We start from the raw sequence: 23114 nt of genomic DNA on the forward strand, positions 1-23114 counted from the left end.
AATGAGCAAAGAAAAATTCGCCGGCGTCAAGGGCATGAACGACATGCTCCCCGCCGATGCCGCCGTCTGGCAGACCCTGCAGCAGACGGCCGTCGGCGTTCTCGAACGCTACGGCTATCAGGAAATCCGCACTCCGATCCTTGAAAACACGAAGGTGTTCACCCGCGGCGTCGGCGAAGTGACCGATATCGTGGAGAAGGAGATGTACTCCTTCACCGACAGCATGAACGGCGACCAGCTCACGCTGCGTCCCGAATGCACCTCCGCCGTCGTGCGCTCCGTCAACGAGCACAGCCTGCTCTACGGCGCCACGCAGCGCCTCTGGTACTGCGGCCCGATGTTCCGTCACGAGCGTCCGCAGCGCGGCCGCTACCGCCAGTTCCACCAGCTCGGCGCCGAGGCGCTCGGCATGGAGGGTCCGGACATTGACGCCGAGATGATCATGATGCTCGCCCGCATCTGGAAGGAACTCGGCGTGGGCGATGTCCGCCTCGAGCTCAACACGCTCGGCGCGCTGCCTGAACGCCAGGCCCACCGCGAGGCCCTGATCAAGTACTTCGAGGGCAATCAGGACGTGCTCGACGAGGACGCCCGCCGCCGTCTCTACACGAATCCGCTGCGCATTCTCGACACGAAGAACCCCGAGATGCAGGAGCTCGTCAACGCTGCTCCGCGTCTGCTCGACTTCCTCGGTGAGGAAAGCCGCGCCTTCCTCGCCCGCATGGAGCAGCTCGTCTCCGCCGCCGGCATCGAGTACGTGATCAATCCCCGCCTCGTGCGCGGCCTCGACTACTACAACCACACGGTCTTCGAGTGGATCACGGACAAGCTCGGCGCCCAGGGCACGATCTGCGGCGGCGGTCGCTACGACCCGCTCATTGAAATGCTCGGCGGTCGTCCCGCCCCCGGCGTGGGCTTCGCCATGGGCATGGAGCGCGTCATCGAACTCATGCGTGAATGCGGCCGCGTGCCGGTCCGCACCCAGACCGATGTCTACGTCATCCATTCGGGCGGCGACACGCAGGTCCAGGCGATGCTTCTCGCCGAAGCGCTTCGCGACGCGGGCGTGCGCGTGATGGTGCACCCCGGCAAGTCCGGCTTCAAGAGCCAGATGAAGAAGGCCGACGCGAGCGGCGCCCGCTTCGCGGTCTTCGCCGCCGAGGACGAGCTTGCCGCCGGCACGGTCTCCGTCAAGGCCCTTCGCGAGGGCGAGAAGTCCTACGCCGAGCAGACGGCCCTGCCGCTCGCTGGCGCCGCCGCGGCCATTGCCGCCGCGCTCGCCGCGTAATCATTCAATCGAGTTGACTTAAGGAGCGCAAGCGATGGCTTACGACTTGGAAGAACAAGAGAGCATTGACCAAATGAAGGCTTGGTGGGATCAGTGGGGCACCCCGATCACCGCCGCCGTCTGCGTCTGCTGCCTCGGCTTTGCCGGCTGGAACGGCTGGCAGTGGTACCAGCGCAATCAGGCCGCACAGGCGTCCGGCGCCTACGTGCAGCTGCAGAACGCGATCTATCAGAACGATACGAAGAACGTGAAGTCGATCGCCGACGGCCTCATCGAGGACTACGGCACGACGATCTACGCGCCCCTGGGCGCGCTCGCCTCCGCCGCGGCCGAAGTTCAGGAGGGCAATCTCGACCTCGCCCGAGACCGTCTCGTCTGGGTGATCGAGAAGTCGGGCCATCCCGAGTACGACACCATCGCGCGCGTTCGCCTCGCGGGCGTCGAGCTCTCGGCCAAGAAGCCCGAGGCCGCCCTCAAGGCGCTTGAGCCCGCCAAGCCCGTTCCCGACCAGACCGCTCTGGTCGAGGACCGCCTCGGCGACGTCTACTACGCCATGAACGACTTTGAAAAGGCCCGCGCCGCCTGGCAGAAGGCCGTTGAGGCCGCTGGCGAGCAGAGCCCGATCCGCGGCGTCCTCCATTACAAGCTCGCCTCGCTTCCGCCTGTTGCGGAATGACGGACTGCGCCGCCCGGCACGGCCGTGACCGGGCAGGAGGACCCTGCATGACGGCGGCGCAGGACGAATGAAAAATACGAGTCATTTGTCCCCGCTGCCGTTCTTTTTGCTAATACAATCATGGATTCAGCCGCGCGGTGGTTTGCCTGCGGCGAGAAGCCCAACACAACGAGATGAATACGATGTTTGCCAAGAAAGCTCTGCTCGGCGCCGCCGCAGCGTTGACGGTTCTCACCCTCGCCGGCTGCAGCACGCCCGACAGCCACGAACCTGCGGACCTGCAGGACTTCCGTGAAATGGTCAGCCCGAAGGTCTCCTGGACGGCTTCCGTCGGCGAAAGCGACGGCTATCTCACGCCTGCCGTGACGGACAATGCCGTCTACGCCGCGGGCGGCAGCAGCCTCTACCGCCTTGACCGCCATACGGGCGACAAGGTCTGGGAAGCCGAAGCCGGCTCCCGCATCGTCGCAGGCGTCGGCACGGACGGCATGCATCAGGCCGTCGTAACGGACCGCGGCGAAGTCGAGGTCTACGACGCCGAGGGCAAGTTCATCTGGCGTGCCACGCTCTCCGCCGAGACGGACGTTCCGCCGCTCGTCGGCCAGGGCCTCGTCGTGGTGAAGACCTCCGACACGCGCATCACCGCCTTCGACATCGTCACCGGCGAACGCCGCTGGCACTATCAGGGCCAGGCTCCCGCGCTCACGCTCCAGGCCTTCAACCAGATGGCCTGGTCCCCCGCGGGCATCCTCGCCGGTCAGGCCAACGGCCGTCTTCTCGCCCTCGGCCTCAACGGCAAGCCCGTCTTTGACGCCGTCATCGGTCAGGCCGCCGGCATCACCGAGGTCGAGCGCCTCATCGACGTCGTCGGTCGTCCGTGGGTCGACAACCAGCTCATGTGCGCCGCCGCCTTCCAGGGCAACCTCGTGTGCATGAGCTCGACGAACGGTCAGCTCGTCTGGAATGCGAAGGTCGACAGCGTCACCGGTCCGGTCGCCGACGCCCGCATGGTCTACGTCGTCGACGACCAGAGCTACGTCCACGCCTACAACCGCGCCAACGGCCGCGAAGCCTGGGTCAACCGCGACCTCGAGTACCGCACGGTCTCCGCTCCGATCCGCATCGGTGCCACGGTGGCCGTTGCCGACTATGAGGGCTACGTCACGATGATGAACCCCGCCAACGGTGAGGTCGTCGGCCGCACCCGCCTTGACGGCGCCGTGCGCGCGCCCGCCGCCCAGTTCGGCTACGGCGCGGTCTTCCAGACCGTCGAAGGCGAGGTCGCCTACGTGCTTCAGGAGTCGCTCGGCGAATGACGCCGCGCGCCCGCGCTCTTTAAAACGCCTTGAATCCACGCCGGTCGATGCTCCTCTGGAGCGTCGTCCGGCCTCTCTTTTTCCAGAAACATGCTTCCTGTCATTGCTCTCGTGGGCCGTCCGAACGTCGGCAAGTCCACGCTTTTCAATCGCCTCACGCGCAGCCGCGACGCCATCGTCGCCGACTTCCCCGGGCTTACCCGCGACCGTCAGTACGGTCAGGGCCGTGTCGGCCGCATGCCCTACATCGTCGTCGACACGGGCGGCTTCGAGCCCGTCAAGTCCGAAGGCATCGTCAAGGCCATGGCCAGCCAGGCCGAGCTTGCGATCGACGAGGCCGACGTCGTCATCTTCGTCTGCGACGCCCGTTCCGGCCTCACTCCGCACGACCAGCGCATCGCTGTTCGCCTGCGCCAGTCCGGCCGCAAGGTGATCCTCGTCGTCAACAAGGCCGAAGGCCTTTCCGCTGTCGCCGCCGCCGAGTTCTACGAGCTCGGCTTCGGTGAGCCGTGGCTCATCTCGGCCGCCCACGGCCAGGGCGTCAACGCCGTCATGGACCTCGCCCTCGAGGGCTTCGAGGAGGAGCCCGAGGATGAGGAGGATGACGACCCCGATGCGCCCAAACGCCTCAAGGTGACGCTCGCCGGCCGTCCGAACGCCGGCAAGTCCACGCTCATCAACGCCCTGATCGGCGAAGAGCGCCTCATCGCCTTCGACATGCCGGGCACCACCCGCGACGCCATCCGCGTCGACTTCGAATACAACGGCCGTCCCTACGAGCTCGTCGACACGGCCGGCCTTCGCAAGAAGGGCAAGGTGTTCGAGGCCATCGAGAAGTTCTCCGTCGTCAAGACCCTGCAGGCCATCGAGGACGCCAACGTCGTCATTCTCGTCGTCGACGCCAAGAACGGCATCGCCGATCATGACGCCCACATTGCGGGCTACGTACTCGACTCAGGCCGCGCCCTCGTCGTCGCCGTCAACAAGTGGGACCTCATGTCCGACTACGACCGCGAGATGTTCAACCTCGAGCTCGAGCGCAAGCTGCACTTCCTGCGCTGGGCCCGCATGATCCGCATCTCGGCCCTCAAGCGCAACGGCCTCAATCACCTCATGAAGGCAGTTGACGAGGCCCACGCCGCGGCCTACCGCAAGATTCCGACGCCCAAGCTCACGCGAGCCCTCTTCGAGGCCGTCGAGCGCCAGCAGCCCCCGCGCGCCCGCGGCGGCCGTCCGAAGCCCCGCTTCGCGCACCAGGGCGGCTCGAATCCGCCGGTCATCGTGATTCACGGCAACGCCCTCGAGGACATCGGCGAAAGCTACCGCCGCTATCTCGAAGGCTTCTTCCGCGAGAAGTTCGACCTCGCCGGCACGCCGCTTCGCATCGAGTTCCGCACGAAGGAAAACCCCTTCGTCAAGGACGACAACAAGCGCTGATCCTCTCGGGATCCGGGGGCGGCCGTCGCCCCCGCGTGCACGAAAACGCTCCCCTCGAATCTGGCGGGAGCGTTTTTTTTTCGCCGCCGTCTTTTCTGATGCCCGTGAAAACGCGTTTTTCGGTTTCTTTTTCTCTTTGCGGACGATATTTACAATCGTCAGGTGATAAGATAGAAGGGAGTGCCGCAGTACGTGCGGCCGTGCGCGGGCGGTTGCCGGAACCGGTTCAGATCCACCCGCATCGAATAACAACAAAGACTGATGGGCTGCCGCAAGGAACAGGCCCAGACGGTCGGAGAACAACAAAATGACTCAGAAAGGTCAGCTTCTTCAGGATCCGTTCCTGAACATCCTTCGCAAGGATCGCATCCCCGTTTCCATTTATCTCGTCAACGGCATCAAGCTTCAGGGCCAGATCGAATCCTTTGACCAGTACGTCGTGCTTCTGCGCAACACGGTCACCCAGATGGTCTACAAGCATGCGATCAGCACCGTCGTTCCGACGCGTGCCGTGAACATGCCCTCCGTGCCGGAGAACTGAGATAAGCACGTTCCAGATCGATGAGACGCGCGCGGTGAAGGCCACGCGCGCCTTTCTCGTATGCGTCGTCGTCGGCCGCGTCGTCTACCAGGACTCGGCCGAAGAGCTTGCGCTTCTCGTCAAGTCCGACGGACTCGAACCCGTCGGACTTCTTGATGCCAAGCGCGACAAGCCCGATCCCGCCTTCTTCATCGGCTCGGGCAAGGTTGACGAGCTCGGAGAGCTCGCTCATGAGCTGCATGCCGACGTCGTCGTCTTCGACGTCCCCCTCTCGGCGGCCCAGCAGCGAAACATCGAGCGCGCCATCGAGCTTCCCGTTCTTGACCGCACCCAGCTGATTCTCGACATCTTCCGCGCCCGCGCGAAGTCCCGCGAAGGCCGCCTGCAGGTCGAACTCGCCCAGCTCGAGCATCTCTCCACGCGCCTCGTGCGCGGCTGGACTCATCTGGAGCGCCAGCGCGGCGGCCTCGGCAAGACCGGCGGCCCCGGCGAAAAGCAGATCGAGCTTGACCGCCGAATGATCGGCGTGCGCATGAAGCAGCTTCGCGACCAGCTCAAGCGTCTCGCGCGTCAGCGTGACACGCAGCGCCGCTCGCGCTCCCGCTCCGACACGCTCTCCGTTTCGCTCGTGGGCTACACGAACGCAGGTAAGTCGACGCTCTTCAACCGCCTCACGCGCGCCAAGAGCTACGCGGCCGACCAGCTGTTCGCAACGCTCGACACCACCGCCCGCCGCTGTTGGATCAGCGACGAGGAGACGGTCGTCGCGAGCGACACTGTGGGCTTCATCAGGGGCCTTCCGCATCAGCTCGTCGAGGCCTTCAAGTCCACCCTTGACGAAACGGTCCATGCGGATCTTCTGCTTCACGTGGTCGACGCCTCCTCGTCGGTCCGAGAGGACCAGATCAGCGAGGTTAACGCGGTGCTCGAGGAGATCAAGGCGGACGACGTCCCCGCGATCCTCGTCTACAACAAAATCGACAATACGGCTCTCGAACCCGAGATCGTGCGTCATCCCGACGGCCGGCCCAAGGCGGTCTTCGTTTCCGCTCTTACGGGTGAGGGGCTCGATCTTCTGCGTCAGGCGATCGGCGAGTTCGCGCACCAGTGGCGCGTTGACAATCCGAACGAACCGCGCGCGCCCGAACCCTGGGAGGAAGAGGTCGCACACGACCTTGTCGCCCTGGCGGACGACAACATCGAGGACTTCCTCGTTCGCAAGAAGAAGAGATAGCCGCTGACGCCCTTCTGCGCCTTCATGCAAGAAAGCCTGCATTCGCGATGAATGCAGGCTTTCTGTTCATCAGGCCTGAGAGCTGTGCCCTGACTTTCCGCCGAGCCTTTCGGAGATCGCCTCGAGCATGACGTCCGTCATTGCGTCGAGGTCGTACTCGGGTTTCCAGTCCCATTCCTCGCGCGCCGTCGTGTCGTCAAGTGCGTCAGGCCAGCTCTCGGCGATGCCCTGCAGCAGGGGATTCACCTCGTAGGTGAGCTCGAACCCGGGCATCCGCCTTCTGATGCTCGCCGCCACGTCCTCGGGCGCAAAGCTCATCGCGCCCACGTTGAAGCTGTTGAAGTGCCGGAGTCTTGAGGCATCGGCCTCCATCAGCTCGATGGCAGCGCGCAGCGCATCGGCCATGAACATCATCGGCAGCCTCGTCCCTTCGGCGAGCGGAGAGGCGTAGCGGCCGTGCTTGACTGCCTTCCAGTAGATGTCGACCGCATAGTCGGTCGTGCCGCCGCCGGGCGGCGTCACGTGGGAGATGAGGCCCGGATACCTGACGCTTCGGGCGTCGACGCCGTACTTCGCCCTGTAGTAGTCGGAGAGCAGCTCGCCTGCCACCTTCGTGATGCCGTACATCGTCCTCGGCCTGCAGACCGTGTCCTGAGGCGTCGGATCATGGGGCGTTTCGGGACCGAAGACCCCGATGGAGCTCGGTGTGAAGACGGAGAGGTTCTTGTCGCGTGCGAGCTCGAGAAGACCGATCACGCCATTGACGCCGATGTCCCATGCCGTCATGGGCTTCGACTCGCCCACGGCCGAGAGAATGGCCGCCATATTGAAGATCGTGTCGATGGCGTAGTGTTCGACGGTCCTGCGCAGGCCGTCCGCGTCGAGAAGGTTGACGACGGCCGTCGGACCGCCTTCGGAGAGCGCGGCGGTCAGCGGCGTGCGACCGCTGCCTGCGGCCACGGTCATGTAGCCGCGGCGCCTGAGTTCGGGGACGAGCTCGGAGCCGATCTGGCCTGCCGCGCCGATCACGAGGATGTTCTTCATTGGCCCTCCTTCCAGAGTGTTGTCCGAATCAGGATAGCACGGGTGCGCGGAGGCACAGGCTGTTCAGAACGTACAAGGAAAAAGGCCGCTCCTGCGCCTTGTGGCGCGGAAGCGGCCTTGTTGGAGCGGGCTCCGGGAGAGCTTAGCTCGCGAGAACGATCAGCTTCATCACGAAGAGCGAGACGAAGGCCGTGACGATCGGGAGAGCCATGATCTTGAAGAGGTTCGAGCCCTTGATGCCGATCACGCCGAGGCAGCGGCCCATGTACTGGACCTGGCTGCCCATGAGGTAGATCGACGGGGCGACGATGGCGACGTGCTCGCCGGTGAGAAGCCCCTGGTCAAAGAGCGAGACGGCAACACCCACGCCGCCGCCCATGGACATCCAACCGCCGAGGAGAACGGCGGCGGCTTCGCCGGGGAGGCCGAAGATGGCCATGATCGGGGCGAACAGTTCGCCGAAGATCGTGAGGAGGCCCGAGTGGTTGAGGACCTTGATGATCACGAACGCCATCAGGACGTTCGGAATCGTGGAGGTGACGGCGATGTTCCAGCCCTGGACGGCGCCCTTCACGAACACGTCGGTGACCATCGGATTAGCAGATTCATGTCCGGACATTTTTGTTCCTTCTTCTGTTTTTAACGTTCGTGGTTACTTGCGGGAGGCGCGGATCTGGAGGAGGCGCATCATGTTGGCGGAGAGAACCTTGCCGAGCAGGATGACGCCGAGGCACAGGCCCAGGCTGACCGGAACGGCGAGCGTGCCGTCGGCAGCGACGAGCGTGAAGAGTACGGCGCCGGAGGAGAAGAAGTTCGTGATCGGTGCGTCGGCCGTCATCTGGAACGCGGCGAACGTGTTGGTCTCGGATTCCGTGAGCTCGCCGGCGTCCTTGAGCTGGCGGGTGAGGGCGGCACCACCGTCGGTCGACTGCATCGAGGCGATGAGGGCGAGAGCGGCGGAACCGGGGATGCCGATGAGCGGACGCAGAACCGGGGTGAGGATCTTGCGGGCGGCCTTGAGGGCGCCGTAGTGCTCGAAGACGGTGATCATCGCAAGGGCGAACATCACCGTCGGAACGAGGGAAAGAGCGAACATGAAGCCGTCGATGGCGCCGGAGCCGCCCTTGCCTCGGAAGTTGGCCATGGCCGTCTTGATGGCGTCGCCCTGTTCGGTGACGCCGCTTACGAGTCGGCCGAAGCCGCCGTTGACGGTCGTGAAGTCGAAGACGCCCCACCACTGAGAGGAGGCGCAGAGGCCGGAGAAGAAGACGACGGCAAATGCGAGCGAGAGATACGCGCCGATGCCGACCTTTTCATTGACGGCCTGTTCGGTCGTTTTTTCGGGGGTCATGATACAAGTCCTTTGGTTGTTTTGGAGTAAGGGGGCGGTCTTGAGCCGCTTTTTTCCTTGCTGCGCGGGAAGGGAAAGCTTCGCGCTCGCCTGCAAATCATAATGGAGACGCCTTAAAACGTCGCTAAGCGTTTACCCTCTGCCACTGGGCATGCGGAGGAGATGCCGCTTTTGGTGATCCTTCGGACGTGTTCCGTGCGCGCGACTGCTTGAGGTGTTCCTGCCGGTTGCCGATTGGAAACGCCTATCTTACTGATGAAAAGGCGCTTTCGGATTGCTGTGTGCGAGGCCGGTAGTTGTAAAGAAGCTTGCCCGCGAGTCGGGCATGCAACAAAAGTCATTAAAATGAAAGATTCAGTTCGGGAGTCTTCAGCAGAGTCCTGCGCAGACCCGCCGACACGCCATTCAAAGACAAACATTGCTGACTGGAGCAACGCATATGCCGCTCAATGACCCCCGCTGGGGCCGCTCCTCCGACGAGGAGCCGCGCAGGGACGATCGTTCCGCCGACGAAGAGCCGCCCCGTCGTCCCGACGAGGACGATGACCGACGTGACGACAACCGCCGCGACGACCGCCGCCGCGGCGATCGACGCGATGACAACGACGGGATGGACGATCTCGACCGTCTCTGGAAGGAATTCTCCGAACTTCTGCACGGCGCAACGGGCCGCGACAGGAAGGAGGACCGCCGTCATCCCGACCTTCGCAGCCGAGACGACTTCTCCCGCGACGATGTGGATGAGCGTGATGACCGCTACGGTCGTGACGAGGATCGTGACGACGAGCGTGTCGAGCGTCCTCAGGCCCGCCGCTACGGCGACGACGACCGTCGTGACGACCGCGCCGACCGCCCGACGGGCGCCCGCGGCATCTTCGGCGGCCTCGGCGGCATGGGAGGCCTCGGCGGCTTCGGCGGCAAGCGTCCCAATCTGCCTGCGGGCCGCAAGGGGGCGGGCATCGGCATGTCCGTGATCGTGGGCCTGGCGGTTCTCGCCTGGGGCGCCACGGGCTTCTACATCGTGCCCGAAGGCCAGAGCGGCATCGTGACCACGTTCGGTCGCTATGCTGAGACGACCGCCGCCGGCTTCCGCTGGCATCTCCCGATGCCGATTCAGGACGTGCAGATCGTCGACGTCTCGAGCGTTCGCACGACCGAAATCGGCTTTGCCGGCCGCTCCGACCGTCTGCGCGAAGCCCTGATGCTCACCGACGACGAGAACATCGTCGACGTGCAGTTCACCGTCCAGTACCGCATCAAGCCGGGCGACGGCGCGCGCGACTACGTCTTCCGCATCCGCCAGCCCGACCTCACCGTGACGCAGGCCGCCGAGTCCGCCATGCGCGAGGTCGTCGGCCGCAAGGCAATGGACAGCGTCCTCTTCGAAAGCAAGGCCGAGATCGCCGAGGCCGTCAAGAAGTCGATGCAGGACATGCTCGATCGCTACTCCTCCGGCATTGAGGTCATGAGCGTCGCCATCCAGAACGCCCAGCCGCCCCAGCAGGTTCAGGCCGCCTTCAACGACGCCGTCAAGGCCGGTCAGGACCGCGAGCGCTCGATCAATCTCGGCGAGGCCTACCGCAACGCCGTCATCCCGAAGGCCGAAGGTACCGCCGCACGCCTCAAGGAAGAGGCGCTCGGCTATCAGGCCCGCATCGTCGAGACCGCCCGAGGCGATGCCGACCGCTTCTCCGCCCTGCAGTCCCAGTACGCCAGGGCTCCTGAAGTCACGCGCGACCGACTCTACGTCGACACCGTGCGCGACGTCATGAAGAACGTCACCAAGGTCTACGTCGACGCCAAGGGCGGCAACAACCTGCTGTACCTGCCGCTCGACAAGATCGTCAACAACACGAAGTCCGACGCCATGACTCAGGCCCAGAAGGACGCCGCCGCGCTCGCCGACCACGGCGTCACGGCCGCCCAGAGCGCCGTCGAGACGACGGGCTCCGCCCTGCCGACGACTTCTTCCGCCGCTCCCGGCGACGAATATCAGCGCATGCTCCGCGACCGCCGCTAAAGGACGACAGCCATGAAGAAACTCTCCACGCTTTTGATCGCCGTCCTCGTGGCGGCCGGCCTGCTCCGCATGTGCGTCTACACCGTGAACGAGCGCGAGTACGCTCTTGTCTTCGCCCTCGGCGAACTCAAGACCGTGATCTCCGAGCCCGGCCTTCATGTGAAGCTCCCGCCGCCCCTGCAGAACATCGTCTACCTCGACAAGCGCATCCTCAACCTTGATGCGGCCGGCGCCGACCTCGTCCAGACGTCCGAAAAGAAGAACCTTCTGATCGATACGTTCGTCAAGTGGCGCATCGAGGATCCGCGCCTCTACTGGGTCTCCTTCCAAGGCTCCGAACCCGCTGCCGCGAACCGCGTCTCCGCACTTCTGCGCGACGTGCTCAACGTGGTCGTCAACAAGCGCACCGTCAACCAGATCACGTCCTCCGAGCGTGACAAGGCCATGGTCGAAATCTCGCAGCTCCTTCAGGAACGCGTGCGCGACGTCGGCATCGGCATCGTTGACGTGCGCATGAAGCGCGTTGACTTCACGCCCGAGATCTCCGAGTCTGTTTACCGCCGCATGGAGGCCGAGCGCAAGCGCGTCGCGAGCGAGGAACGCTCCAAGGGCGCCGCCCAGGCCGAGCGCATCCGCGCCTCCGCCGACCGCGAGAGCGAGGTGATCCTCGCCCAAGCCTATCGTGATGCGCAGAAGGTCAAGGGCGAAGGCGATGCTCAGGCCGCCGAGATCTACGCCGAGGCCTTCGGCCGCGATCCCGAGTTCGCCCGCTTCTACCGCAGCCTGCAGGCCTACCGCGACAGCTTCGCCGACAAGAACGACGTGATGGTCGTTGATCCGTCCGCCGACTTCTTCCGCTACTTCAAGTCGGAAAAGGCGCAATGAGCAGGCTCGACGTCATGATGCTCGCGCTCGGGTGGGTCCTCGTCATCGAGGGCTTCACGCCGATGGTGGCCCCGGGCTTCTGGAAGGAGTCGATAAGCCGATTCCTCGACGAGCCCGACCGCGCGCTGCGCATCACGGGCCTTCTGCTCGTCGCACTCGGACTGGCGATCATCTGGATCGTCTGATCCGCTGATTCAGGATCGGGTCCTCGGCTCTCAAAGTCGTTCGAGCCGAGTTGAATTGGGACACTGTCCTTCAGGGGGCGGATGCTTTGAGGTATCCGCCCCCTGAGTTTGTTGCGCTCGGCGAAGGCGTCTAAGTGGTTTTTCGGACCCTGATTCGGGAGCGGCGCGCGCATTTTGCTAAACTTACGATTCGTGTGAGAGACGACGCCCCGCCGGCGGGTACCAAGCCCTGTCGGCTTCCGCCGTGCCCGCAGACTTTGCGGTCGCCTGCAGCGGGCCTGCGTCGCCGCTCTCAATCCATTTCAAGCCCGCAGCTGCTTCCCTGCTTCTGCGGGCAGCCAATGGGCGGCTCGGATCCGCCGTCAATCTGTTCATTAAGGGTAATCTCATGGCCAAGAATGTAGTTGTGGTCGGCGCTCAGTGGGGCGACGAAGGCAAGGGCAAGATCGTTGACTGGCTGACCGAAAAGGTCGCCGGCGTCGTCCGCTTCAACGGCGGTCACAATGCCGGTCACACGCTCGTGATCAACGGCAAGAAGACCATTCTCCGTCTCATTCCGTCCGGCATCATGCATGCCACGTCCGTCTGCTACCTCGGCAACGGCGTCGTCCTCTCTCCGGAAGCCTTCTTCCGCGAAGTCGACGAACTCAACGCCATCGGCGTGCCCAACGTTGAGAAGCGTTTGCGCGTCTCCGCCAACGCCGCCCTCATCATGCCGTACCACGTCGCCCTTGACCATGCCCGCGAAGCCGCTGCCGGCGACAAGAAGATCGGCACGACGGGCCGTGGCATCGGCCCCGCCTACGAGGACAAGATTGCCCGCCGCACGTTGCGCGTCGCCGATCTCTTCGACAAGGAACGCTTCGTCGAGCAGGTCCGCTCCGTCCTGAAGTATCACAACTTCGTTCTCGAAAACTATCTTGGTGCCAAGCCGCTTGACGCCGACGAAGTCATCGACCACATGCTCTCCTACGCCGAGCGCCTCCGTCCGATGGTCTGCGACGTCTCCGCCGAACTCCATCAGCAGTGCGCCGAAGGCAAGCAGTTCCTCTTCGAAGGCGCCCAAGGCTCGATGCTCGACATCGACCACGGCACGTACCCGTACGTCACGAGCTCCAACACCGTCGCCGGCTCTGCCTGCGCCGGCGCCGGCGTCGGTCCGCACATGCTCAACTACGTCCTCGGCATCACCAAGGCCTACTGCACCCGCGTCGGCGAAGGTCCGTTCCCGACCGAACTTCACGACGAAGTCGGCCAGATGCTCCGTGAAAAGGGCTGCGAGTTCGGCGCCGTCACGGGCCGTCCCCGCCGCTGCGGCTGGTTCGACGGTGCCGCCCTGCGCCGCGCCGTTCAGATCAACGGCCTCACCGGCCTCGCCGTCATGAAGCTCGACGTCCTCGATGGCATGGAAACCGTCAAGCTCGGCGTGGGCTACAAGTACCGCGGCGAAGAGATCGCGATCATGCCCGCCGGCGCCGATGCCGTCGCCGAATGCGAACCGATCTACGAAGAATTCCCGGGCTGGAAGGAGAGCACCTTCGGCGTCACGAAGTGGGATGAACTCCCCGAGACCGCCCGTCAGTACCTGACGCGCCTCTCCGAAGTCGCCGGCGCCCCGATCGCTCTCGTGTCGACCGGTCCTGACCGCGAACAGACGATTCTTCACGTCGACCCGTTCGAAGCCTGAACTCCGTTAGACTGAAACCATGAAATAAAACGGCGGGAAGCTCATGCTTCCCGCCGTTTTTTTCATCTATTTCGCCCCTTCTTGACCGAAACCTCTCAACAAGGCGAGCTTTTTGGTCTAAAATCCCGTCTTTCATTTCTCGGATCCCGCCCATCCTCGCGGGTCCGCTCACTTGGCACGTTCAGAGAGACACACATGTCGGACATTTCTTACACCTGGGAAGAGTACATCGACCTTAACGAAAAGCTTGTTGCCATGGTCGCCAAGAGCGGCTGGCAGTTTGACAGCATCCTTTGCCTGTCTCGCGGCGGCATGCGCCCGGGCGACTTCTTCAGCCGCGTCTACGACATGCCTCTTGCCGTTCTCGCCACGAGCTCCTACCGCGAAGCCAAGGGCACGGTCCAGTCCGACCTCGACATCTCCGACTGCATCACTGGCGTCTCCGAACTCAAGGGCCGCGTCCTTCTCGTCGACGACATGGTCGACTCCGGCAAGACGATCCGCGAAGTGATCGAGCACCTCAAGAAGCGCTACCCCGGCATCACCGAGATCCGCGTCGCCGTCCTCTGGTACAAGGCCCACTCCGTCCTCGTCCCCGACTGGCACGTCGAATACCTCGAGGACAATCCCTGGATCCACCAGCCGTTCGAATGCTACGACGCCCTCGGCCCGGCCAAGCTCATCGAGCTCGTCGAAGCAAAGGAAGCCGCCAAGAAGGCCTGAGGACCGGTCGGGGCGTCACATTTCGAGAGCTTTTCGGCTCTTGAACACGCCTCGCGCTGAGTTATACTGACCAGAGCGCAAAGCCGTTTTCGGAACTTTCCGGAAGCGGCTTTTGAACTGATTTCCCATCTATGCGAAGCATGGGGGCAAGCGGGGCTGATGAAGTCTGTATGGGTGTCGATTGATCGTTGATCCACTTAAGTTGCGCCGAAACGCAATGAGGGTGATTTTGATTTGGTATATGATCTGTGCGGGGTGATGGGTAATCAGGCTTAAAAAGCATACTAATGTTCGATTTTAATGTAGTGCTTTTTAAGCCTGTCCAAAAAAAACAAAACTTGGTAGCATGGATCCATATTCCAGTTAACCAGACTGCAGATTTCGATGAAGATTGCGTCCGCCTATTCCGTGCACCTGCGCAACTTCTGCCGCGTCTTCGATGATACGGTCGAGGTGTATCGCAAGGCAGTGGACTTTTTCATCGAGATCATGCTGAGGCACCGGGATCCGAAATTCACGGAACTCAAGCATGACAACGACTGCATTCGACTTGCAGAGGGGTTGAACGTTGTCAATAAGGACATTGCCGTCAAGACGGCAAACTTCATCGTGAAGCTTGCGAATGAATTCAAGGTTGACGTCATCGTCATGGAGCACCGCGATCTTACGGGGCGAAAACGGGGCACCAAGCGGCAACGGCTGCATCACTGGCGGGCCAAGTATGTCTAGAAGATGGTGGAGCACAAGGCGCATCGGTGCGGCATTCGCATTCGTCGCGTCTGCGCCTGGAACACGTCGAAGCTTGCCTACGGCGGCTCGGGTCCTGTCGCAAGAGACACGGAGAACTACAGCATGTGTACGTTCAAGACAGGGAAGCGCCATGAGTGTGATCTGTCGGCTTCGTACAATATCGGATCTCGCTACTTCCTTCGGGAGTACGAGAAGTCCATTCCGGCAACGGAATGGCGACGCATTTCGGCAAAAGTTCCGGAGTGCGCCCATAGGATCCCTCGCACCCTGAACACTCTAATTAGGGTATGTGCGGAGCTGCACTCCAAGTGAGCGCAGAGTTCTGAGCATTCCCGCTATCTGTGGTTAGGGAGCCCTCTGGTAAGTCGGAGGGAAGGCACGTCCATGCGACCGAAAGGGAGGATGGGCGTGGAAGATTCTCAATACTCATACTGAGCAACAACAATGACTCAACCTGTTACGCCCGACCTGACCAACGCCGGCATGGACGTCACGGAACTCGCCGTTGGTGCGAAGGACGTCATCGCCTCGACGGCCGAGCGCTTCACGAGCGTGATCGAGGGGCTGCTCCAGCACCTCTCGCTTGAAAACGTGCTCATGCAGATTGCGGCCGTCTTCGTCAGCATGGCGATCGGCTACGTGATCTCCCGCCGCATCAACACGCTCGTCGACCGCGTGCTCCCTGGCGAGGACGTGCGCGGTCTCGGCGCATACGCCCGCCGCGCGCTCGTCGCCTTCACGCACAACGTTTCCTTCAGCTTCATCTCGGGCTCTCTTCTCGCCCTCATCGTCTACTGCATCGTCAAGATCTTCGAATTTGCGCCGCAGTCGATGGTCATCGCCCGAGTCTGCTACAACATCCTCTACGCCTTTGCGCTTCTCTCGCTCCTCATGGCCTTCCTTCAGGGAGGCATCGGGCTGCGCATGATCACGCCGGGCGTTCGCCGCATCGTCACGATCATCTTCTGGGTGATGGCCGTGCTGCAGTTCTTCGGCATCCTCACCGACATCATCCAGTACCTCGATACGACGGTCATCCCGATCGGCGGGGGCAGCATGACCGTCTGGAAGCTTCTCGTCGCGATCGTCTCCGTCCTCCTCACGCTCGGCGTCGCGAACTGGCTCGCATCCCTCGTCAACCAGATGGTCGAGGGCCTCGAGAACATGTCCGAGAACATCAAGGTCGTCCTCAAGCGTGTAGTCACCGTAATCTTCATGGTCCTCGCCGTGATCATCGCGCTCGGCACCGTCGGCATCGACCTCACGATCCTCTCGGTCTTCGGTGGTGCGGTCGGTGTCGGTCTCGGCTTCGGTCTGCAGAAGATCGCCTCGAACTACATCTCGGGCTTCATCATCCTGCTCGACAAGTCGATCAAGATCGGCGACCTGGTCACGGTCGGCGGCTTCAAGGGGCGCGTGACGGAAATCAACACCCGCTTCACCGTTGTGCGCAACAACGACGGCGTCGAGAACATCGTGCCGAACGAGTCCTTCGTGACGAGCGCGGTGCTCAACCACTCCTACACCGAGTCCACGTCCGTCCAGTACATCGACATCTCGGTCGCCTACGACGCCGACGTCGAGCGCGCCCTCGCGATCATGCTCGAGGAAGGCATGCGCGCGCGTCCGCGCATCGATACGGGCCGCCGCGGCTGGGCCTATCTCGACACCTTCGGCGACTCGGGCATCAACCTGAGGCTCGGCTTCTGGGTGAAGGATCCCGTCAACGGCGTCGCCGGTCTCAAGACCGCCATCTCGCTCGCCATTCTCAAGCGCTTTGCCGAAGAGGGCATCGAGGTGCCGTACAACCAGCTCGAGGTCAACCTGCGCAAGGTCGACGTCGGTGAAATTCCGGTCCGCATGAAGGTCCAGTCCTCCTGACGATCGTCACCGACAACTCGGAAATGTTCAACGAGAAAGGGCGCGCCTTCCGCGAGGCGCGCCCTTGTTATTTCGATTGTTGCGGTCGGACTTGAGCGCGGACGCGGCTGCTTTCGACCAGTCAATGTCTGAAGGTGACCGAACAGGTGAGTTCGCCACCGAGCGCTGAGAGCGCCGCGGAGATCGTGTCGATCTTCGTTGGGTGGCTGAGTTTCAGAAGACGGTGGGTTTCCTGCGGCAGGCAGCCCAGACGCCTGGCAAGCTCGGAGCCGCTCAGCTTCTCCTTCTTCAGCGCGACGATGAGGTGAAGCTTGCTCGCGAAGTTGGGGGAGAGCGAGAAGACTTCCTCGCCTGCGCGGGGCTCGCGCGGCTCGGGCAGCCTGTCCTCCTTGAGCCTTGCCTCAAGTGCGGGCAGCACCTCGTCCTGCAGCCCCTCGACGAGCTTTGCGATGCTCGGCGCCGTAGGCAGAATTTCCGGAATGCTCGGAAAGCGCGCGCGGTAGCTGCCGTCGGCTGTGCGTTCAATCCAGTAGGGGAAGCGTGTTGTTGTGATCATGGACGATAATGGTGTTCTGCTGTCGACAGTCAGGATAGCACGGGCTGAAATGAAAAAAGGCCTGTACTTTCGTACAGACCTTTTAGAATTTGGTGGTGCCCGGAAGAGGACTCGAACCTCCACGGCCGTGAAGCCGCCAGCACCTGAAGCTGGTGCGTCTACCAATTTCGCCATCCGGGCAACCTTGAGGATTTGAATTATGCACATGCTTTTCGAGTTTGTCAAGAATTTCTAAAAATATTTTTTTGAGTTGGCTGTAGACTGTCGCAATGCATGAACAATAGAGGTGTTATGGCTAAAAAGAAGAAGACGCCAGTGGCGCAGATCGAACCGATTTCCCTTCCTGACGAGGATCTCGCCAAGGCGCGTGCCTGGCTTGAGGGGCTCAATGCCGACATTGCCTACTCGCAGGCAAAGCGCCAGCTTGCAGAAGCCTGTGGCTGGGAACGCTCGAAGTCCAACGCCGTCATCGTGGCCCTCCACGAGGAGGGCTTCATGGCGGGCGAAAAGAACTATTTCTGCAATCCGAACGCGCCTGCCGAACCCGGCGTCGTGCGCGGCGCCCGCGAGGTCTCGAACTTCACGATCATGCTCCAGAGCGATCCTGAGGTTTCGGTTCCCTTGCCCTACGCAATCCATTGCCTGCCCGGCGACGTCTTCATGCTTCGCAAGACGGTCACGGGCAACTGGCGCGTTTCGAACTTCGTCGCACGTCATCAGACGCGCTGGGTCTGCAAGCTTCGCGGCCGCATCCGCCGCGGCCGTCGTTCGGGTATCGCACAGGTCGTTCCGATCAACGGCTTCGCCCCGGTCGAGATGCAGATGGACCTTGCAGATGTTCCCGCCGAGGTCGATCTCGAGAAGGCGGCCTTCGAGGTCGAGTTCCTGCCCGAATCGATGAAGCCCGAGCCCTACGTCGAGATCTTCGTGCGCTTCGTCAAGGAGATCGGCAACCGCTTCGATCCGCTCGGCGAAATCGCCATCGCCTCGGCCGAATACGACCTGCCCGTTGAATTCAGCGCTGCGGCGCTTGACGAGGCTCAGGCCCTGCCTGACGAAGTCGATCCCAAAAACATGGGTCGCCGCGTCGACCTGCGCGACATCCCGTTCGTGACGATCGACGGCGAGGATGCCCGTGACTTCGACGACGCCGTCTACTGCGCGCGCGTCGAAGACGGCAGAACGCGCCTTCTCGTCGCCATCGCCGACGTGAGCCACTACGTCAAGCCCGGTGCGCCGCTCGACGTTGACGCGCAGCAGCGCGCCACGAGCGTCTACTTCCCCGCGAGCGTCGTGCCGATGCTGCCTGAGAAGCTCTCGAACGGCCTCTGTTCGCTCAATCCCGGCGTCGATCGCCTGACGATGGTCTGCGATGCGGTCATCGATCCTGAGGGCAGGACCGAGGCCTATCAGTTCTATCCCGCCGTCATCCACTCTCACGCACGCCTCACCTACACCCAGGTCTGGGGCGCGATGCAGGGCGAGGAAGGGGGACTAGCCGCCGTCGGTGATCGCCTTGACGACATCCGTGCGCTTTACGAACTCTTCAAGACGCTGCGCAAGGCCCGGGATGCACGCCATACGCTCGACCTGGAGACGAAGGAGACGATGGCCGTCTTTGACGACAAGGGCGTCATCAGCGAATTCAAGGTGCGCGAACACAATGACGCGCACCGTCTCATCGAGGAGTGCATGCTCGTCGCGAACGTCTGCGCCGCGGACTTCGTGATCCAGAAAAAGCGCGGGGCACTCTTCCGTGTTCATGACGCGCCGAGTCAGGAGCGTCTCGAGACGCTGCGCACCGTTCTCAAGAGCTTCAACGAGAAGCTCGAGTCGCCGACGCCCGAGGGCTTCGCGGAGCTCATCTCGCGCACGAAGGAAAATGAATTCCTACAGACCGCCATCCTGCGCTCGATGTCCCGTGCCTGCTACTCGCCCGACAACGTCGGTCACTACGGGCTGCAGTACGAGGCCTACGCCCACTTCACGTCTCCGATTCGTCGCTATCCCGACCTGCTGCTTCATCGTGCGATCAAGGGAATTCTCTCGCGTCGCATCTATGTGCCGCAGGTGGTCTTCGACGACTCGTCCCTGATGGTCTCGCGTCAGGCCCGAGGCCTCGGCAGCAGGCCTGAGGCAGGGGACGGAGACAAGCCCGCAACGCAGGCCGAGAAGCGCCACAGCGTCTGGGAGCGCCTCGGCATTCTCTGCTCCGCGGCGGAGCGCCGCGCCGACGACGCGACGCGCGACGTGATGAACTATCTCAAGTGCGACTACATGCTTCGCCACGGCAAGGGCCGTCACGAAGCGGTCGTCACGGGCATGATTCCCGCGGGCGTCTTCGTCGCCCTGAAGGACATCGCCGTTGACGGCTTCATCCACATTTCGAACCTCGGTTGGGGCTACTACGAATTCGACGAGAAGAACCTCACGATGACGAGCCGCGAGGAGATGACGCAGGTGCGCGTCGGCGACCGCGTCATCGTCAGGCTTGAGGAAGTCGACCTTGAGAACCGCCGCATGTCCTTCGTGCTCGAGTCGAACCTAGAGCGCCGTCTGATCAAGGGCGGAAAGGGCGGCTCGCGCCGTTCTTCGAGACGCGGTTCGAGGCTCTATGGGCGCCAGTTCGACCCGTTCGACATTGATGACGATGACTTCGACGAGCTGTTCGGCCAGGAAGGCGATGACGACTGGGACGATTGAGCCCGTTTCGAGCTGACGCTCGAAACATCGTGCGCTACAATGAGCGCAAATTTCAACCCCCCTGCGCGCTGTTGGGTTGCTCGACAGCGCGCTTTTAATAGTAGTTGCTGTAAGTGAAGAACATTGTTTTGGCAGGCTTCCATGCCGTGGGCGCCCGTCTGCGCATGGACCCGAAGTCCATCTCCGCCGTCTACCTTGATCCCGAACGCCGCGACAAGCGCATGCGCGAGATGCGCGAGAAGCTGATCGCCGCCGGCGTGCGCGTGATGACCGCCGACAACCGTCGCCTTGACGGCATGGCTCCCGACGTTCCGCACCAGGGCATCGTTGCGATGGCCGAGGAAAAGCAGGCCCAGCTCGAGTTCGATGAACTGCTCGATCTGATTACCGACGACACGCTCATCCTGATCCTTGACGGCGTGACCGACCCGCGCAACTTCGGCGCCTGCCTGCGCGTCGCCGACGCCGCCGGCGTCCAGTGCGTACTCGTGCCGCGCGACCGTTCCGCCCACATGTCGCCCGCCGCCCTCAAGGCCGCCGCCGGCGCTGCGGAAACGGTGCCCGTCGTCACGGTGACGAACCTCGCCGCCTCGATCGTTGAACTGCGCGACGCCGGCGTGACCGTCGTGGGTACTGCCGGTGAAGCCACGAAGTCGATCTACGAATTCGACCAGAAGAAGGCGTTCGCCTGGGTGCTCGGCGCCGAGGGCGACGGCCTGCGCCAGCTGACCCGCCGCCGCTGCGACGACCTTGCCGCCATTCCGATGGCCGGCGCCGTCGAGAGCCTGAACGTGTCCGTCGCCTCGGGTATCTGCCTCTATGAATCCGTTCGCCAGCGCACGGGCGGCAAGCTCAAGTAATCTTTTTTCCGGGCATGCGATTTTTTCCGCTTTTCGGGTGGCGAAAGCCCGAGAAAGTGAGTAAAATCGCATACTTTCTGTCCTTGCTGCACCGGAGTAGACGCCCGGGCAGCTTTCATCCGCAAGGAGACAATAACAATGCGTCACTACGAACTTTGCATTCTCGTGCATCCTGATCAGAGCGAACAGGTTCCCGCCATGATCGAACGCCTCAAGACCCTTGTCGCCGAACAGAACGGCAAGATCGAACGCGTCGAAGACTGGGGCCGTCGTCAGCTCGCCTACCCGATCGAAAAGCTCGTCAAGGCTCACTATGTTCTCATGAACATCGAATGCGGCCATGAGACGATTGAAGAAATCGAAAACGGCTTCCGTTTCAACGACGCCATCCTGCGTCACCTCACCGTCAAGACGAAGCATGCCGAAACGGCTCCGTCCGTCATGATGAAGGCTGTTGAAAAGGAAGAAGCCAAGAAGGTCGCCGCTGCTGAAGCCGCTGCCGCCGAAGCTTCCGCCGAATAATTCAGTCTCGACTGAACAGATTTTTCTGTGCGATCTGAGATCTGAGTGAACCTCATCGAGATTTCCGGCACGTTGACTTCCAAGGAGGAAGTTCGATACACGCCGGCGGGCATTCCGGTTTTTGAGGGTGTCTTTCACCATCGATCCGAACTGACCGAAGCGAACAGGATCAGAAAACTCGAGTACGACTTCCCCGCCATCGCCTTCGGCGCTCTGGCCGAGAGCCTGAACAAGGCTCAGATGGGACAGGACGTGAACATCCGAGGCTTTCTGGCGCCGCGCTCGATGAAGAGTTCCAAACTGATCGTACACATCACCGAATTAAATTAAGGAGCTACAAAATGGCTTTCAAGGGTAAGGGCAAGCCCCGTCGCGCTAACCAGCAGAACTCTCTCTTCAAGCGCAAGAAGTTCTGCCGCTTTACGGCCGAAGGCGTTGAAACGATCGACTACAAGGACATCGACACGCTCAAGGACTTCATCCAGGAAAACGGCAAGATCATGCCGGCTCGTCTGACGGGCACGAAGGCTCACTATCAGCGTCAGCTGGACACCGCCATCAAGCGTGCCCGCTTCCTCGCTCTCCTCGCCTACACCGACAACCAGTAATCAGATTTAAGGAGATATCAAATGCAGGTTATTCTTCTCGAGAAGATTGCTCACGTTGGTGACCTCGGCGACGTCGTCAAGGTCAAGGATGGCTACGGCCGCAACTTCCTGATCCCGACCGGCCGTGCCAAGCGCGCCACGAAGGCTGCCATCGCCGAATTTGAAGCCCGTCGTGCCGAGCTCGAAGCCGCTCAGGCCGAACGTATCGCTGCCGCCCAGAAGATCGCCGACACGATCAACGAAGGCGAAATCGAAATCTCTTCCAAGTGCGGCGTTGACGGCCGTCTCTTCGGTTCCGTCACGAACGCTGACATCGCCGAAGCCATCGATGCCAAGTACGGTCTTCAGATCAAGAAGTCCCAGGTCCGCACGCCGCTTGGCGCCATCAAGGCTGTCGGTGACTACGTCATCACGATCGGTCTTCTCACCGACATCACGGCTGACGTCACGGTCCACGTTGTTGGCGAAGCCTAATTCGCTTCCGCTTCAACTGACTTGAAGTCAAAAAAAAGGCCCGCAGAACTGCGGGCCTTTTTGTCATGTGCGCCTAGCAGTGCACGTGTGTCTATGCGATGAAAGTTCGCTGTCCGCCCGAACAGGGGAAGGACTAGCAACTCGGCAAGTCGGGGAAGGCAACGACTTCGATGGAGGAAGCCGATAGCAAAGCACCAGCCTGACGAACAGGAATCGGATGTGAGGCGTGTATCTCGGGAGGGTCGGCATGCATCGATTAACCCGAAACTGTTACGGAAGTTTCAGAGCAGATGCTGGCTTGAGTTAAGATGTAACTCCACTGACCGTGTCACTCATCGCTTCGATGGACGTTTCAGAGCAGATGCTGGCTTGA

23 protein-coding genes and 1 tRNA gene are annotated in these 23114 nt (G+C 62.2%); 19 read left to right on the forward strand and 5 right to left on the reverse strand.

Annotated features, from left to right (window positions below):
- Nucleotide 1: 1 nt before the first annotated feature.
- The 6 genes from hisS (at nt 2) to hflX (ending at nt 6492) form a co-directional block, all read left to right on the forward strand.
- Nucleotides 2-1288 (forward strand): histidine--tRNA ligase, encoded by a 1287-nt coding sequence (gene hisS, locus HMPREF9465_RS01740; RefSeq protein ID WP_005433501.1) that lies wholly within the window; start codon nt 2-4, stop codon nt 1286-1288.
- A 73-nt stretch (nt 1289-1361) separates the two neighbouring features.
- Nucleotides 1362-1964 carry a YfgM family protein gene (locus tag HMPREF9465_RS01745; RefSeq protein WP_231289322.1) on the forward strand — a complete coding sequence of 201 codons (603 nt, stop codon included), beginning with the start codon at nt 1362-1364 and terminating at the stop codon, nt 1962-1964.
- A gap of 182 nt (nt 1965-2146) precedes the next feature.
- Nucleotides 2147-3280 (forward strand): outer membrane protein assembly factor BamB, encoded by a 1134-nt coding sequence (gene bamB, locus HMPREF9465_RS01750; protein WP_005433504.1) that lies wholly within the window; start codon nt 2147-2149, stop codon nt 3278-3280.
- A 90-nt stretch (nt 3281-3370) separates the two neighbouring features.
- The gene (der, locus tag HMPREF9465_RS01755; protein WP_005433509.1) at nt 3371-4717 is read left to right on the forward strand and encodes a ribosome biogenesis GTPase Der; all 1347 of its coding nucleotides are present in this window, start codon (nt 3371-3373) and stop codon (nt 4715-4717) included.
- A gap of 307 nt (nt 4718-5024) precedes the next feature.
- Nucleotides 5025-5258, forward strand: coding sequence for an RNA chaperone Hfq (hfq, locus tag HMPREF9465_RS01760; RefSeq protein WP_005433510.1), 234 nt, complete (start codon nt 5025-5027; stop codon nt 5256-5258).
- Between the two features lie 34 nt (nt 5259-5292).
- Nucleotides 5293-6492, forward strand: coding sequence for a GTPase HflX (gene hflX / locus HMPREF9465_RS01765; RefSeq protein ID WP_005433514.1), 1200 nt, complete (start codon nt 5293-5295; stop codon nt 6490-6492).
- Between the two features lie 69 nt (nt 6493-6561).
- Here hflX and HMPREF9465_RS01770 read toward each other — a convergent pair whose 3' ends face one another.
- The 3 genes from HMPREF9465_RS01770 to HMPREF9465_RS01780 form a co-directional block, all read right to left on the reverse strand.
- Nucleotides 6562-7536 carry an NAD-dependent epimerase/dehydratase family protein gene (locus tag HMPREF9465_RS01770; RefSeq protein ID WP_005433516.1) on the reverse strand — a complete coding sequence of 325 codons (975 nt, stop codon included), beginning with the start codon at nt 7534-7536 and terminating at the stop codon, nt 6562-6564.
- Nucleotides 7537-7678: 142 nt separating this feature from the next.
- Nucleotides 7679-8155, reverse strand: coding sequence for a YjiG family protein (locus HMPREF9465_RS01775; RefSeq protein ID WP_005433517.1), 477 nt, complete (start codon nt 8153-8155; stop codon nt 7679-7681).
- Nucleotides 8156-8188: 33 nt separating this feature from the next.
- Complete coding sequence (locus HMPREF9465_RS01780; protein WP_005433518.1) at nt 8189-8887, reverse strand: nucleoside recognition domain-containing protein; 699 nt, start codon at nt 8885-8887, stop codon at nt 8189-8191.
- Nucleotides 8888-9326: 439 nt separating this feature from the next.
- Here HMPREF9465_RS01780 and hflK point away from each other — a divergent pair, with 439 nt between their 5' ends.
- The 7 genes from hflK (at nt 9327) to HMPREF9465_RS01815 (ending at nt 17018) form a co-directional block, all read left to right on the forward strand.
- A complete protein-coding gene (gene hflK, locus HMPREF9465_RS01785; RefSeq protein ID WP_005433520.1) occupies nt 9327-10907 on the forward strand; it encodes an FtsH protease activity modulator HflK in 1581 nt (526 codons plus the stop codon).
- A gap of 12 nt (nt 10908-10919) precedes the next feature.
- Entirely contained in the window at nt 10920-11792 is an 873-nt protein-coding gene (gene hflC, locus HMPREF9465_RS01790) for a protease modulator HflC (protein ID WP_005433521.1), read from the forward strand.
- The gene (locus tag HMPREF9465_RS01795) at nt 11789-11977 is read left to right on the forward strand and encodes a DUF2065 domain-containing protein (protein ID WP_005433523.1); all 189 of its coding nucleotides are present in this window, start codon (nt 11789-11791) and stop codon (nt 11975-11977) included. The genes hflC and HMPREF9465_RS01795 overlap by 4 nt, the downstream gene beginning before the upstream one ends.
- Before the next feature lie 388 nt (nt 11978-12365).
- A complete protein-coding gene (locus tag HMPREF9465_RS01800; RefSeq protein ID WP_005433528.1) occupies nt 12366-13664 on the forward strand; it encodes an adenylosuccinate synthase in 1299 nt (432 codons plus the stop codon).
- Nucleotides 13665-13859: 195 nt separating this feature from the next.
- Nucleotides 13860-14387, forward strand: coding sequence for a phosphoribosyltransferase (locus tag HMPREF9465_RS01805; protein ID WP_005433529.1), 528 nt, complete (start codon nt 13860-13862; stop codon nt 14385-14387).
- A gap of 384 nt (nt 14388-14771) precedes the next feature.
- On the forward strand, nt 14772-15116 hold the full coding sequence (locus tag HMPREF9465_RS13605) for a hypothetical protein (RefSeq protein ID WP_005433530.1): 345 nt from the start codon (nt 14772-14774) through the stop codon (nt 15114-15116).
- A 465-nt stretch (nt 15117-15581) separates the two neighbouring features.
- Nucleotides 15582-17018, forward strand: coding sequence for a mechanosensitive ion channel family protein (locus tag HMPREF9465_RS01815; RefSeq protein ID WP_005433532.1), 1437 nt, complete (start codon nt 15582-15584; stop codon nt 17016-17018).
- Between the two features lie 121 nt (nt 17019-17139).
- On the opposite strand, the gene HMPREF9465_RS01820 is transcribed toward HMPREF9465_RS01815, so the two are convergent.
- Both HMPREF9465_RS01820 and HMPREF9465_RS01825 read right to left on the reverse strand, forming a co-directional pair.
- Entirely contained in the window at nt 17140-17574 is a 435-nt protein-coding gene (locus tag HMPREF9465_RS01820) for a type II toxin-antitoxin system HicB family antitoxin (RefSeq protein ID WP_005433533.1), read from the reverse strand.
- 93 nt (nt 17575-17667) lie between these two features.
- Nucleotides 17668-17754 (reverse strand) — tRNA-Leu (locus HMPREF9465_RS01825).
- Between the two features lie 111 nt (nt 17755-17865).
- On the opposite strand from HMPREF9465_RS01825, the gene HMPREF9465_RS01830 reads away from it, so the two are divergent.
- The 6 genes from HMPREF9465_RS01830 to rplI all read left to right on the forward strand — a co-directional run bounded on the left by HMPREF9465_RS01830 (nt 17866) and on the right by rplI (nt 22741).
- Nucleotides 17866-20277 carry a ribonuclease R family protein gene (locus HMPREF9465_RS01830; RefSeq protein WP_005433534.1) on the forward strand — a complete coding sequence of 804 codons (2412 nt, stop codon included), beginning with the start codon at nt 17866-17868 and terminating at the stop codon, nt 20275-20277.
- 113 nt (nt 20278-20390) lie between these two features.
- Nucleotides 20391-21137 (forward strand): 23S rRNA (guanosine(2251)-2'-O)-methyltransferase RlmB, encoded by a 747-nt coding sequence (gene rlmB, locus HMPREF9465_RS01835; RefSeq protein WP_005433535.1) that lies wholly within the window; start codon nt 20391-20393, stop codon nt 21135-21137.
- Nucleotides 21138-21275: 138 nt separating this feature from the next.
- Nucleotides 21276-21659 carry a 30S ribosomal protein S6 gene (gene rpsF, locus HMPREF9465_RS01840; protein WP_005433537.1) on the forward strand — a complete coding sequence of 128 codons (384 nt, stop codon included), beginning with the start codon at nt 21276-21278 and terminating at the stop codon, nt 21657-21659.
- 45 nt (nt 21660-21704) lie between these two features.
- Entirely contained in the window at nt 21705-21989 is a 285-nt protein-coding gene (gene priB, locus HMPREF9465_RS01845; protein ID WP_005433539.1) for a primosomal replication protein N, read from the forward strand.
- Nucleotides 21990-22000: 11 nt separating this feature from the next.
- The gene (gene rpsR / locus HMPREF9465_RS01850; RefSeq protein WP_005433541.1) at nt 22001-22267 is read left to right on the forward strand and encodes a 30S ribosomal protein S18; all 267 of its coding nucleotides are present in this window, start codon (nt 22001-22003) and stop codon (nt 22265-22267) included.
- Nucleotides 22268-22288: 21 nt separating this feature from the next.
- Nucleotides 22289-22741, forward strand: a complete 453-nt coding sequence (rplI, locus tag HMPREF9465_RS01855) for a 50S ribosomal protein L9 (RefSeq protein WP_005433543.1) — start codon at nt 22289-22291, stop codon at nt 22739-22741.
- The last annotated feature ends 373 nt before the right edge of the window (nt 22742-23114 follow it).

Source organism: Sutterella wadsworthensis 2_1_59BFAA (genome assembly GCF_000297775.1).
Taxonomy (GTDB): Bacteria; Pseudomonadota; Gammaproteobacteria; order Burkholderiales; family Burkholderiaceae_F; genus Sutterella; species Sutterella wadsworthensis_A.